The 13,239-nt window shown below is 70.7% G+C and carries 9 protein-coding genes; 3 read left to right on the top strand and 6 right to left on the bottom strand.

Annotated elements, in window-relative coordinates; all coding sequences use genetic code 11:
* Nucleotides 1–28 precede the first annotated feature (28 nt).
* The 3 genes from ACI3KX_RS15720 to ACI3KX_RS15710 all read left to right on the top strand — a co-directional run bounded on the left by ACI3KX_RS15720 (nt 29) and on the right by ACI3KX_RS15710 (nt 2,665).
* Nucleotides 29–1,018 (top strand): asparaginase, encoded by a 990-nt coding sequence (locus ACI3KX_RS15720; RefSeq protein ID WP_363357769.1) that lies wholly within the window; start codon nt 29–31, stop codon nt 1,016–1,018.
* Nucleotides 1,019–1,074: 56 nt separating this feature from the next.
* Nucleotides 1,075–2,190, top strand: a complete 1,116-nt coding sequence (ald, locus tag ACI3KX_RS15715) for an alanine dehydrogenase (RefSeq protein ID WP_363357770.1) — start codon at nt 1,075–1,077, stop codon at nt 2,188–2,190.
* A gap of 94 nt (nt 2,191–2,284) precedes the next feature.
* Nucleotides 2,285–2,665: a DUF5655 domain-containing protein gene (locus tag ACI3KX_RS15710; protein ID WP_363357771.1), complete on the top strand. Its 381-nt coding sequence runs from the start codon at nt 2,285–2,287 to the stop codon at nt 2,663–2,665.
* A gap of 51 nt (nt 2,666–2,716) precedes the next feature.
* Here the strand turns inward: ACI3KX_RS15710 and ACI3KX_RS15705 are convergent, their stop codons facing one another.
* From ACI3KX_RS15705 to ACI3KX_RS15680, 6 genes are all read right to left on the bottom strand, one after another.
* On the bottom strand, nt 2,717–4,282 hold the full coding sequence (locus ACI3KX_RS15705) for an APC family permease (protein ID WP_349426953.1): 1,566 nt from the start codon (nt 4,280–4,282) through the stop codon (nt 2,717–2,719).
* A 9-nt stretch (nt 4,283–4,291) separates the two neighbouring features.
* Nucleotides 4,292–7,159, bottom strand: coding sequence for an FtsK/SpoIIIE domain-containing protein (locus tag ACI3KX_RS15700; protein ID WP_404910310.1), 2,868 nt, complete (start codon nt 7,157–7,159; stop codon nt 4,292–4,294).
* A gap of 66 nt (nt 7,160–7,225) precedes the next feature.
* Nucleotides 7,226–8,050 (bottom strand): PP2C family protein-serine/threonine phosphatase, encoded by an 825-nt coding sequence (locus ACI3KX_RS15695; protein ID WP_404910309.1) that lies wholly within the window; start codon nt 8,048–8,050, stop codon nt 7,226–7,228.
* A 62-nt stretch (nt 8,051–8,112) separates the two neighbouring features.
* Entirely contained in the window at nt 8,113–10,164 is a 2,052-nt protein-coding gene (locus ACI3KX_RS15690; protein ID WP_404910308.1) for an ABC transporter ATP-binding protein, read from the bottom strand.
* Nucleotides 10,161–11,894 (bottom strand): ABC transporter ATP-binding protein, encoded by a 1,734-nt coding sequence (locus tag ACI3KX_RS15685; RefSeq protein WP_404910307.1) that lies wholly within the window; start codon nt 11,892–11,894, stop codon nt 10,161–10,163. Before ACI3KX_RS15685 ends, ACI3KX_RS15690 begins: the two co-directional genes overlap by 4 nt.
* 136 nt (nt 11,895–12,030) lie before the next feature.
* Nucleotides 12,031–13,014 carry an aldo/keto reductase gene (locus tag ACI3KX_RS15680; RefSeq protein ID WP_363357776.1) on the bottom strand — a complete coding sequence of 328 codons (984 nt, stop codon included), beginning with the start codon at nt 13,012–13,014 and terminating at the stop codon, nt 12,031–12,033.
* Nucleotides 13,015–13,239 lie beyond the last annotated feature (225 nt).

The raw sequence follows: 13,239 nt of genomic DNA, 5'->3' as shown, positions 1-13,239 counted from the left end.
ACGCCCGCTCCGGCGGTAGGCTGGCTGGGTGCCGCAGACCTTCGCCGCAGCCGACGCCGTCGAACTCGCCGTTGTCGAACGCAGCGGATTCGTCGAGTCGCGGCACGCCGGCATCGCCCTCGTGCTCGCCGCCGACGGCACGATCGCCCAGAAGCTGGGCGATCCGTCGTCGCTGATCCTCCCCCGTTCCAGTCTCAAGCCGCTCCAGGCGCTGGCTTGCCTCTCCGCCGGCGCGCCCCTCGAAGGCGAGCGGCTCGGGCTGGCGACCGCGAGCCATGCCGGCACCGACCGCCACATCGCGGTCGTCCGCGACATCCTCGCGCTCGCCCAGCTCGGCGAGGAGGACCTCGGGTGTCCGGCCGCCTGGCCGAGCGACACCACGACTCGCGACGAGATGGTGCGCGAACTCGGCCAGCCCGCGCGCATCCGCATGAACTGCTCGGGCAAGCACGCGACGATGCTCCTCACGAGCGTCGTGAACGGCTGGGACACGGAGGGCTACCTCGCACCCGAGCATCCGGTGCAGATCCTCATCCGAGAGACGATCGAGCGGCTGATCGGCGAGAAGACCGCCGCCACTGCTGTCGACGGCTGCGGCGCTCCCGTCTACGCCATGACGCTCTTCGGGCTGGCACGCGCGATCCATCGCATCGGCAATTCGTCGACGACCTCGCCCTTCGCGCTGCACCGCAGCGCCGGCGCGCTGGTCGATGCGGTGCGGGCCGACCCGTGGACCATCGACGGTCCCGGCCGAGCTGACACGATCGTCATCGAACGACTCGGCGTCTTCGCCAAGGGCGGCGCTGAGGGAGTCATGGTCATGGTCGCTCCCGACGGCACCACGGTGGCGCTCAAGATGCTCGACGGCAGCGGCCGCGCCGCCACCGCCGTGGCACTTCGACTGCTGGAGCGCCACGGCGCGCTCGCGTCGTCCGACGTCGCCGACGCGCTGTCGAAGCTTCCGCTCGCCGTCACCGGCGGCGGGCAGGATGTCGGGGTCATCCGCCCCGCCTTCTAGAGGCGCTCCCACAAGGAGCCCGAGCGCTCCAATGGCGGAGCGGAAAGGATCACACGATGCGGATCAGCGTCCCCACCGAGGTGAAGAACAACGAGTACCGGGTCGCCCTCACTCCTGCAGGAGTGCACGATCTCGTGGCGTCCGGCCATGAGGTGTTCGTGCAGCGCGGCGCGGGCGAGGGTTCGTCGATGCCGGATGCCGAGTACGAGGCCGCCGGGGCGGTGCTGCTCGACGATGCTGCGGAGGTGTGGGCGCGCGCCGAGCTGCTCCTGAAGGTGAAGGAACCCATCGCGAGCGAGTACGGCTACTTCCGCGACGGCCTCGTGCTCTTCACGTACCTGCATCTGGCGGCCGACCGCCCCCTGACCGAGCGCCTGGTGGCGGACGGCGTGACGGCGATCGCCTACGAGACCGTGCAGCTTCCGGGCGGTGGGCTCCCGCTTCTCGCGCCCATGAGCGAGGTCGCGGGCCGGCTCGCGCCGACCGTCGGCGCCGCCACTCTGATGCGGTCCGCTGGTGGACTGGGCCTGTTGATGTCGGGCGTGCCGGGCACGCGACCGGCGACGGTGACCGTGATCGGCGGCGGTGTCGCCGGCGCGAACGCCGCAGTGATCGCTGTCGGCATGGGTGCCGACGTCACCGTCTTCGACACCAACGTGCAGCGGCTCCGATACCTCGACGACCACTTCCAGGGTCGCGTGAAGACGGCAGCGTCCAACCCGCTCGATCTCGACCGCGCGGTCGTCTCGTCGGACCTCGTCATCGGATCCGTACTGATTCCCGGCGCGAAAGCCCCGAAGCTCGTCACGAACGACATGGTGGCGCGCATGCGTCCCGGCTCGGTGCTCGTCGACATCGCGGTCGACCAGGGCGGCTGCTTCGAGGACACGCACCCGACGACGCACGCCGACCCGACGTTCCCGGTCCACGGGAGTATCTTCTACTGCGTCGCGAATATGCCCGGGGCCGTGCCGAACACGTCGACCTCGGCGCTCACGAACGCCACGCTCCCCTACATCCGTCAGATCGTCCGGCACGGCTGGCAGCAGGCGCTCCGATCGGATCCTGCCCTCGCTGCGGGGCTCAACACGGTGGGCGGGCGCATCGTGAACGCGGGCGTCGCGACCGCGCACGATCTCGAGCTCGCACCGCTGGACGCCGCGCTGGTCTGAACCAGGCCATCGAAGGCCCGGGTGCCTTGGCACCCGGGCCTTCCCGCATGTGCGTGAGGCTGCGGATGTCGGTCCGCCACGCGACACTGGTGCCATGACGGACGAACGCGAATGGACGGTGGCGGACCACCTGCGGGACGCCGATCCCGACGCCGTGCGTCTGTGGCACCGCATCGACGAGCTCATCACGTCGTTCGGCCCGGTCACGCATTCCGTCGCGAAGACGACGATCACGTTCCGCGGACCACGGCGAGGGTTCGCCGGCGCGCGGCCGGTGCGCCAAGGCGTGCGCGGCTACTTCGACCTCATGCGCGAACTGCCACCCGACCCGCGGATCCTCGGTGTCTCGCCGTACGGCCGCCGCCTGTTCGTGCACCAGTTCCACCTCGCCGACGAGAGCGAGTTCGACGAGACCGTCGCGTCGTGGCTGCGGGAGGCGTACGAGGTGGGCTGCGGAGCGCACCTCGGGCGGTGACGACGTCCTATCCGGTCGACGCCCTGCAGCACCGCGCGGCCGCACCGATGCTCAGGCGAGGCCGCCGTCGATCGACCGGGAGTAGTCGGCGGGGTCCTCGGGCACGAGCACCTCGGTGTCACGGTTGAGGCTCTCGCCGCGGAAGAACGGCTTCGAGCGCGGGAACGCGAACCACAGGAGCATGAGCAGCACGCCGAATGCGAGGGCGCCGATGCCCAGGACGAAGGTGCCGCCGATGCCGAGGAGGACGGTGTAGCCGTAGTCGACGTCGTACATGTCGATCGCCGACTGCACGAACGCGTACGTGAGCATGAGCGCGCCCAGCAGCGGGAACAGGAACCGGTAGAAGAAGTTCCGCGCCGACGTGAACAGCTCACGGCGGAAGTACCAGACGCAGGCGTACCCGGTGATCGCGTAGTAGAACGCGATGGCGAGCCCGAGCGAGAGGATGGAGTCCTGCAGGATGTTGTCGCTGATCAGCGTCATCCCGACGTAGTAGACGGACGCGACGATGCCCATGACGAGGGTGGAGAACGACGGCGTCTTGTAGCGCGGGTGCACCGAGGCGAACCGTCGGGGCAGCGCCTTGTACGCCGCCATCGCCAGCGTGCCGCGGGCGGTCGGCAGGATCGTCGTCTGCGTCGACGAGATCGCCGAGATCATGACCGCGACCACCAGCACCCAGCCGAGTGGGCCGAGAAGCCCGTCCTTGATGGCGAGGAAGAAGTCGTCGGCGTTCGCCTCGTTGCCCAGGCCCGTTCCGTCACTGCCGAGCCCTGCATACATCATCGCCGCGACGGTGACCCCGACGTAGGTGATCAGCAGGATGACGGTGGTCAGCAGCGCCGCCCGGCCGGGGATGCGCTTGGGGTCCTTGGTCTCCTCGTTGAGCGCGAGGCAGGTGTCCCAGCCCCAGTAGATGAAGAGGGCGAGCAGGATCGACTCGACGAAGCCGCCCCACTCGGTGAATGCGAACGGGTTGAACCAGGACCAGTCGAACGGGGTCGGGTCGGGGGCGGTGCCCGCGAAGAAGTGCCACAGCGCGGCGACGACGAAGATCGCCAGGGCGAGGTACTGGATGCCGAGCAGGATGTTCTGGATCCGCTCGCCGATCTCGACCCCGCGCCAGCTCACCCAGGTCATCGCCGCGATGAACACGACGCCGGTCGCCGTGACGAGCGGAACGTTGTCCGAGAGCAGGGCGTCCTCGGGGCTGCGCACGATCCCGTCGATCAGCGCCCAGAAGTAGATGCCGGCGATCTGCGCGAGGTTCGCGAGCACGACCATGCCGGCGACGGCGACGCCCCACCCGCCCATCCAGCCCACCCACGGGCCGAACGCCTTGGTGCCCCAGGTGAACGTCGTGCCGCAGTCGGGCACGTCGTTGTTGAGCTCGCGGTAGGCGAAGGCGATGAACAGCATCGGGATGAAGGCGATGACGAACGCGATGGGCGCCTGCGCCCCCACCGCGAGGACGACGAACCCGAGGGTCGCCACCAGGGAGTAGACCGGCGCGGTGGACGCGAGGCCGATGACGGTGGAGCCCCACAGCCCCAGCGTGCCGGCGGCGAGCCCTTTGCCCTCGGGCCGTTGCAGATCGATCGGGGTTGTAGCCACAGGGCGACGCTATGGCGTGCGGGAAGGGCCGGTCAATACACCGCTCCGACGGTTCGGCCGGACATCGCCGACGGGAAGGACAATGCGGACGGGGTCCGCTCCGGACGAGATCAGCCACGCACGCCCGGATCCCGGCTCGCAGTACGGCGGCACGCCGCGGAATCCGGCCAGCACGCGCAGCTCGGGTGCGCACGACGTGTCGACCACCAGGTCGTGGTCGCCGCGCACGTCCGCCAGCAGCCGCCAGTGCCGCTGCCAGTCGTCGGGCTCCCCCACGAGCACGACACGCCCTTCCGCCACGGCGGCCGGATCGTCCACATGGTCGTCGACCTCGCGCACACGCACGCCGTGGTCCTCCCAGGCGGCGAGGGCCTGCCGGCCGGCCGGCGACCGGCGGGCGACGACACCGGTGAGCCGCGCCGTCGGCATCCACCACGCGTCCGCCGGGTGGGGCTCCGCCGACGTCGCCCGCGCCAGGGCGACCTGTACCGCGCGCCCGTCGAGACGCCCCCGACCGGGAGGGGCCGAGCGGTCGAACGCCGACGGATCGCCGCCGGCCGCGGCATGGTCGACGCGAGTGGGATACGGCAGCACGAGTCGCCGTGCGAAGAGCTCGGCGACCCTCGACACCGGACCGGTCATGCGGTGCGCACCCGCCACGACGAGCACCCCGGCGCCCGCGGCACGGCGGACGAGGCTCTCCACACGCTCGAGGACGGCGTGCGCGTATTCCGGCGGCAGACGCAGCGCCACGGCGTCGAGGTCGTCGATGAGCACGGCAGTGCCTGCCGGTGGCAGCGCGTCGTGGAGGGCGGCGACGGCGTCCCACATGAGCTCGGGATGCGCCGGCACGCGGATGGTCGACTCCCGCGCCTGGGCCGCGATGACCTCGAGGACGTTGGAGACGCCGCTTCCCGGCCCGCCCAGCACGAGGATCGCCCGGTCGGCCGGGCCGACGGCCACCACCGGCTGCCGCTGACGCTCCGGTTCGTCCGCCAGCCCGAGGATCGCGACTCCCGCGCCTGGCGCGCTGCGCTCGGCGCTCGCACGGACGGCGAGCTCCTCGATCGACAACCGCACGGGCAGCTCCGGCAGCCAGGGGCGGCTGGGTGGCCGGTGCCCGGTCCGCAGCGCAGCGGCCGCGACGTCGTCGGCACCCGACAGCGCGATCCGTACCTGCTGTGGCGCCGTGTCGCCCGCACGACGCAGGAACGCGATTCCCCGGCCCGCGGCATCGCCGGGAAGCCGAGCCGCGTCGTCGGTGCCGAGCAGCGTCCGGCTGTCGGCGGGATCGGTCACACGCAGGCTGACCCGCAGCGGGCAGTTCGCGAGCAGGTTGTCGCGGATCACGCCCGCGGCGCGCTGCGTGCCCAGGATGAGGTGGATGCCCAGGGCCCGGCCCCGGGCGGCGATGTCGGCGAAGAGCCCGTGAAGTTCGGGATGATCCGCCAGCAGCGCGGCGAATTCGTCGACCACCACGACGAGCCGCGGGAGCCGCACGCGCGGATCCCCTACATCACGGGCCCCTGCTGCGGCGATGGCCGCCTCCCGGCGGCGGAGTTCGGCGCGGAGGCTCTCGATGGCGCGCCGCGCGCCCGAGCCGTCGAGATCGGTGATCACGCCGGTGACGTGGGGCACGCCGGCGAGGCCGTCGAAGGCGGTGCCGCCCTTGAAGTCGGCGAGCAGGAACGTCACCTCGTCGGTGGTCCGCGTCGCGCACAGCGCGAGGATCCATGTGATGAGCAGCTCGCTCTTGCCCGCGCCCGTCACGCCCGCGACCACGGCGTGGGGCCCGTCGGCAACGAGGTCGACGACAGCGGTCTGACCGCCGGCCACGCCGATCGCCGCGGGGAGTCCTCTCGTCGTCGCTGGCGCCGCTGCCAGCAGCGGCGCCAGCGCGAGGGGCTCGCCGCCGTCGCGCTGCAGGCCGAGGCTGCGCTCGGCCCGGGCGGTGAGGTCGCGGGCGATCTCCTCCGCCTGCTCCCGCGCGACAGCCTCGATCCCCACCGGCACCGCCTCGCCCGGCGTCGCCCTGCTCGAGGACGCGGGCGAGGTGACGACCAGGAGGGCCTGGCACCGCGGCGGCAGCGGCTCACCGGGCCGGCATCTGGCGATCACGACGTCCGCATCCGCCGGCACCAGCTCGCCCGGAGCGATCGCAGCGACCGCCAGTCCGCTCCGCGCGCCGCGGTGCGGCAGCGCCTCCATCCAGTCGAGACCCTCGCCGAGCGCGCCGACGATGCGCAGGTCGCCCGGTGGCAGCATCAGGCACAGCTGCAGCACCAGCGACCGCTGCACCGCGGCGGCGAGCGTTTCGCCCCCGACGATCGCGATCCCCGCGTCGAGAGGAAGGGTGACAGGCGCCCCGGCGACCCGAGCCGCACGACGACGCAGCTCTGCGGCATCCGGATCCCCGTCGCCACCGGTCACGCGCACGACGCTGGCGCGCTCGCCCGTGCCGACCACGATCGACGCGGCACGAGCACCCCGCCAGATGTCGTCGCGCGCGGCGAGGCGGGCGACGTCGGGATGCCGGCCCCACAGCTGGGCGCGCTCATGCGCATGGCGTGCGGCGACCGCCGATGCGACCTCGTCTCGGGCGCGGGCGGCGTCGGCGGACGCGCGCCTGCCGTCCTTCCGAGCTGCCCGGCGCGCATCGAGAACGGTCGCCGCCGCGATCACCGGCCCGAGCAGCGCGAACCAGAGCGTGAACACCGAGCCGGTGACCAGCCAGAGCGCCACGGCGCCGATGACCGGCACGACCGCCGCCACGAGGGGCAGCGGCGCACGCGCGGGCGGGCGCCACGCGGCGGGAAGGGTCAGCGGCTCGTCGTGGAGGATGCCCGCATCGAGGGGTGAGGGAGCGGTCGAGCGCATGGACCCAGTCCATCGGGCACGGGCCTGTCGTGGACGACGAGGACGGGGATCTGTGGATCCCCTGGCTCACTCCCCCGCTGGGGAGGAGTCGTCGTCCGACGATCCATCGTCGGAGGAAGCCTCCGCAGGATGGCCGACGTCGAGCACGATGACCGTGATGTTGTCGCGCCCGCCGTTCTCGAGTGCGGCCTCGAGCATCGCCGATGCGGCGTCGGCGGGATCCGCGTTCTCGTCGAGGAAGTGACGGATGCCGTAGTCGGTCAGCTCTTTGGTCAACCCGTCCGAGCAGATGACGAAGCGATCCCCCTCCGCCACGTCCAGCCGGACGTAGTCGGGCGTGACGCCCTCGCTCGGGCCGACGGCGCGTGTGATGACGTTGCCGTAGGGGTGGTTCTCGGCCTCTTCGGGGCTGAGGCGGCCGGCGGCGACCAGCTCCTGCACGACCGAGTGGTCGGTCGTGATCTGCACGATCGCGCCGTCGCGCAGCAGGTACACCCGCGAGTCCCCGATGTTGAGCGTCACCCAATGCGCCGCGTCGCCCGTCGTGTCGAGGAACACGCCGGTGACCGTGGTGCCGGTGCCGTCGTCGGTGGCCTCGGGGTGCGACGCGATGTCCTTGACCGCGCGCGCCAGCGCCTTCTCGATCGTCTTCGTCGACACATGGCCGGTGTCGGCGACCGCGCGGAGGCGTTCGATGGTGCTCGCGCTGGCGATCTCACCGCCGACGTGTCCGCCCATGCCGTCCGCGACGACGAAGAGCGGATACGAGGCGAACATCGCGTCCTGGTTCACCTCGCGGCGGCGACCGGTGTCGGTCACGGCGGCCCACGAGAGCTCCAGCACGCCGCCAGGCACCGGAACGGCGAGAGACTCGGTGGAAAGCTCCGGCACGCCGTGTCCTCCCCGTCCGCTGCACGGTGACCCTTCGCCCCGCGTCCTCACATACTAGTGGGTTACTCCACGGCGTCCTCGGACTCGGCGAGCGCTTCCACCACGATCTGCGCCGTGGTCGGCGGGGCCGCCAGAGGCACGGTCGACACCGGCACCAGGTCCTCATCTTCCGCCGCGCCTTCGAACTGGGCGTTGTACAGCCGCCAGTAGGCGCCCTTCGCCGCCAGCAGCTCGTTGTGGGATCCCTGCTCGACGATCGCGCCGTCCTCCATCACGAGGATGAGGTCGGCATCCCGGATCGTCGAGAGCCGGTGGGCGATGACGAAGGCCGTGCGGTCCTCGCGGAGTCGCGACATCGCACGCTGGATCAGCAGCTCGGTGCGGGTGTCGACCGACGAGGTCGCCTCATCGAGGATGAGGATGCGCGGATCGGCCAGGAACGCGCGCGCGATGGTGATGAGCTGCCGCTCCCCCACGCTCAGGCTCGTCGCCTCGTCGTCGAGCACCGTGTCGTAGCCCTCGGGCAGCGCGTGCACGAAGCGGTCGACATAGGCGGCCGTCGCCGCGGCGACGATCTCCTCCTCCGAGGCCTCGGGGCGTCCGTAGGCGATGTTCTCGCGGATGGTGCCCGAGAAGAGCCACGTGTCCTGCAGCACCATGCCCGTGCGCGCACGCAGGTCGTCGCGCGTCATGCGGCGGGTGTCGACGCCGTCGAGCGTGATGGATCCCGAATCGACGTCGTAGAAGCGCATGATGAGGTTCACGAGGGTCGTCTTGCCGGCACCGGTCGGGCCGACGATCGCAACCGTGCTCCCCGGCCGTGCGGCGAGAGTCAGGCCGTCGATGAGCGGCTTGTCGGCGACGTAGCGGAACGAGACGTCTTCGAACTCGAGGCGGCTGGCCGCTTCGGGCGCCGTCTCGGCGGGGTCGTCATCGGGCGTCTGCTCGTCTTCGTCGAGCAGTTCGAACACCCGCTCGGCGCTCGCGACGCCGGACTGCAGCAGGTTCGCCATGGAGCCGAGCTGGCTGAGCGGCTGCGTGAACTGGCGCGAGTACTGGATGAACGCCTGGACGTCGCCGATCGACAGCAGTCCTGCGGCCACCTGCAGGCCGCCGACGACGGCGATCGCGACGTACACGAGGTTGCCGATGAACATCATGGCGGGCATGATCACGCCCGACAGGAACTGCGCGCCGAAGCTGTTGCGGTACAGCTCCTCGTTCTCGGTACGGAAGTCGGACTCGACCTCCTTCTGGTGGCCGAACACCTTCACGATCGAGTGGCCCGAGAACGTCTCCTCGACGCGGGCGTTGAGCACGCCGGTCGTCTTCCACTGCTGCACGAAGAGCTTCTGCGAGCGTCGGGCGACGAGCACCGTGATGAGGATCGTCAGCGGGATCGTGACCAGGGCGATGACGGCCAGCAGCGGCGAGATGATGAACATCATCGTCAGCACGCCGATCACGGTCAGCAGCGAGATGACGACCTGCGACAGCGTCTGCTGCATCGTCTGCCCGATGTTGTCGACGTCGTTCGTCACGCGGCTGAGCAGCTCGCCGCGCTGCACGCGGTCGAAGTACGACAGCGGCAGGCGGTGCACCTTGTCTTCGACCTGCAGGCGCAGGCGATGCATCGAGCGCTGCACCACCCCGTTGAGGATGCGCGCCTGGAGCCATCCGAAGATGCTCGAGAAGACGTAGACGGCGAGCACGAGCGCGAGGATGCGCGCCAGCTGATCGAAGTCGATGCCGGCGCCCGGGACGAAGTCCATCGCGGCGATCATGTTCGCCTGGTCCTGGTTGCCCGAGGCCGCGAGCTGATCGACCACCTGCTGCTGGGTCGCCCCCTCCGGCACCTGCAGCGAGATGAAGCCGGCGAAGACGACGTTGGTGCCCTCGCCGAGCAGCTTCGGGCCGATCACCGACAGGGTGACCGACAGGATGCTGAACACGAGCACGACGATGAGCCGCGGCATCTCCGAGCGCAGGGTGCCGAGAAGACGCTTGGCGCTCGGGCCGAAGTTGTCGGCCTTCGCCGCCGGTGCGCCGGCGCCGCCGAAGGGACCGCCGCGCGGCCCGACCGGAGCCGGCCGAGAGTTCTGCGCGCTGCTCATGCTGCCGCCTCCGCCGCGAGCTGGGATTCGACGATCTCGCGGTACGTGTCGCACGTCTCGACGAGGTCGTCGTGCCGGCCGATGCCGACGATGCGTCCGTGGTCGAGCACGAGGATCTGATCGGCGTGCTGGATGGTCGACACGCGCTGCGCGACGACGAGCCTGGTCGCGTCGGGCAGGTGCGTGTCCAGCGCTCGCCGGAGTTCGGCATCCGTCCGCAGATCGAGGGCTGAGAAGGAGTCGTCGAAGATGTAGGCCTCGGGGCGTTTCACGAGGGCTCGCGCTATCGCGAGCCGCTGCCGCTGCCCGCCCGAGACGTTCGAGCCGCCCTGAGCGATCTGCGCCTCGAGGCCGTCGGGCATCGCCCGGACGAAGTCGGCCGCCTGGGCGAGCTCGAGCGCGTTCCACAGCTGCTCGTCGGTCGCGTCATGGTCGCCGTAGCGCAGGTTCGACGCGATGGTGCCCGAGAACAGGAAGGCGCGCTGCGGCACGAGTCCGACGCGCGTCCACAGCTCGTCGGGGTCGTAGTCGCGCACATCGACGCCGTCGATGCGGACGCTGCCCGCCGTGACGTCGAACAGGCGCGGTACGAGACTGATCAGGGTCGTCTTGCCCGCACCGGTCGAGCCGATGACCGCCGTCGTCGTGCCGGGCTCGATCGTGAACGTCAGATCGTGCAGGACCGCGTCCTCGGCGCCCGGATAGGCGAAGTCGACGTGGTCGAACTCGATCCGTCCTTCGGGAGCGGGAGCCGATGCCGCCACCGCCGGTGCCGACACCGAGGGCTCGGCCTCGAGCACCTCGCCGATGCGGTTCGCGCAGACGGCGGCACGCGGGATCATGACGAACATGAACGTCGCCATCATGACGCCCATGAGGATCTGCATCAGGTAGGTGAGGAAGGCGAACAGCGTGCCGATCTGCACGCCGCTGTTCTGCACCTGGAAGGCGCCGAACCAGATGACCGCGACGCTCGAGAGGTTCATGACCAGCATGACGGCGGGGAACATCAGGGCCATCAGGTTGCCGGCGCGCAGCGCCGTGTCCTTGACGTCGTCGCTGGCGCGCTCGAAACGCGCACGCTCCTGACGCTCGCGCACGAACGCGCGCACCACGCGGATGCCGGTGAGCTGCTCGCGCATGATCTGGTTCACGCGGTCGATCCGCTTCTGCATCTGGGTGAACGCGGGCACCATGCGCCACACGATCAGCCCGACGATGATGAGCAGCACCGGGATCGCCACCGCCATCAGCCACGACAGGCCGACGTCCTGGCTGACCGCCAGGATCACGCCGCCGGCCGCGAGCATCGGCGCGGAGATCATCAGCGTCGCCGAGACCTGCACGAGCATCTGCACCTGCTGCACGTCGTTGGTGTTGCGGGTGATGAGCGACGGCGCGCCGAACTGCCCCACCTCGCGCTGCGAGAACGCGACGACGCGATGGAAGAGATCGCCGCGCAGGTCGCGGCCCATCCCCATCGCCAGCCGCGAGCCGAAGTACACCGCGATGATCGCGCACACGACCTGCACCAGGCTGACGATCAGCATGAAGCCGCCGGTCGACCAGATGTAGGGGATGTCGCCGGTCACGACGCCGTTGTCGATGATGTCGGCGTTGAGCGTCGGCAGCCACAGCGACGCGATCGACTGCGCGAGCTGGAACACGACGACGGCCACGATGAGCGGCCATGCCGGGCTGAGATACCGAACCAGGAGCTTCCCGAGCACGACGGTCCTTTCGGCGCGGAACCCGTCCGCTCCCGCGGACCGCGCACGAGAAGTGACGCTACGCCTGCGCTCGCCGCGGCGACAAGCCGTGGCGTACGCCGTGGGCGAACTCGCCCTCGGGCGTGTGCGACAGCCGTCAGGCCGCGGTCTCCGGCGGTGGGAACAGGCCGTCGATGGTCGCGAGATCGGCCCCCGAAGGCGTCCACGCCGATGCCGCCGCCGCGTTCGCCCGGACCTGCTCGGGTGTCGTCGCACCGGCGATGACGCTCGAGAGCGCGGGGTGCGACAGCAGCCATCCGAAGGTGGCCTCGAGCATGGTGATGCCCCGCTCGTCGCAGAACGCCTGGAAGGCCTCGAGGGCGTCCCACGGCGCGTCGTCGTAGATGTGCCGGCGCTGCCGGATGATGCGCGTGTCGGCGGGCGCGGCATCCCGGGTGAACTTCCCGGTGAGCAGTCCGTTGTGCAGCGGGAAGTACGGGAAGAAGCCGAGGCGGTAGCGCTCGACGGCCCGCAGCACGTTCCGCTCGGCGCCGCGCGAGAGCAGGCTGTACTGGTTCTGCGACGAGACGAACGGCACGCCGTGGCGCATGAGGGCGGTGAAGTGCGCGTCGGCGATCTGCCACCCCGAGAAGTTCGAGTGCCCGATGTAGCGCACCTTCCCCTCGCGCACCAGGTCAGCCAGTGCGTCGAGCGTCTCTTCGATGGGCGTGTCGTTGTCGGGCACGTGCAGCTGGTACAGATCGATCCAGTCCGTCTGCAGGCGCGTGAGGGATGCCTCCACCGCGCGTCGCACGTACGACCGCGAGCCCTTGGCGCCCGACGGCGGATACCCCATGTCGCGGCCGGGGTGCCCGAACTTGGTGGCCAGCGTCACCTGATCGCGACGCCCGCGGAGCGCCTCGCCCATGAGCGTCTCGGACTGACCCGGCTCGCCGCCGTACATGTCGGCCGTGTCGAGGAACGTCACACCCGCGTCGATCGCGGCATCCAGCACCGCGCGCGTGCCCTCGAGGGTCTCGGTGCGCGTGCCTTCGCGGCCGAAGTTGTTGCAGCCGAGGCCGACAGCGGAGACGAGCAGGCCGGACGCGCCGACGCGCCGCAGGGGAACAGTGGAGGTCATACGTCCACGTTATCCCCGCTCGCGGATGCTGCTCGCCGCTGTCGGCGTCGCCAGCTCGCCGGCGCATCCACAGCGTGCGCGGCCGCGCCCTCACGCGCACGACAGCCCCTCGCCGTGCGACGAGGGGCTGCCGGAAGTGCCTACTGCTTCGGGCCCTCCGGGGCAGGCGGCTCGGTCGCCGGCGGCTCAGGTGCCGAGGGCTCCTCGGGTGCCGACGCCGGCGAC

The organism is Microbacterium sp. ZW CA_36, from assembly GCF_044987475.1.
Lineage (GTDB): Bacteria > Actinomycetota > Actinomycetes > Actinomycetales > Microbacteriaceae > Microbacterium.
The sequence above is the reverse complement of the archived record's forward strand: the minus strand, read 5'-3'. Positions and strand labels throughout refer to the sequence as shown.

Bases quoted from the DNA above. Each gene is read 5' to 3' on its own strand.
- ald (WP_363357770.1), top strand. From the start codon at position 1,075: ATGCGGATCAGCGTCCCCACCGAGGTGAAGAACAACGAGTACCGGGTC.
- ACI3KX_RS15710 (WP_363357771.1), top strand. From the start codon at position 2,285: ATGACGGACGAACGCGAATGGACGGTGGCGGACCACCTGCGGGACGCC.
- ACI3KX_RS15700 (WP_404910310.1), bottom strand. From the start codon at position 7,159: ATGCGCTCGACCGCTCCCTCACCCCTCGATGCGGGCATCCTCCACGAC.
- ACI3KX_RS15690 (WP_404910308.1), bottom strand. From the start codon at position 10,164: ATGAGCAGCGCGCAGAACTCTCGGCCGGCTCCGGTCGGGCCGCGCGGC.
- ACI3KX_RS15680 (WP_363357776.1), bottom strand. From the start codon at position 13,014: ATGACCTCCACTGTTCCCCTGCGGCGCGTCGGCGCGTCCGGCCTGCTC.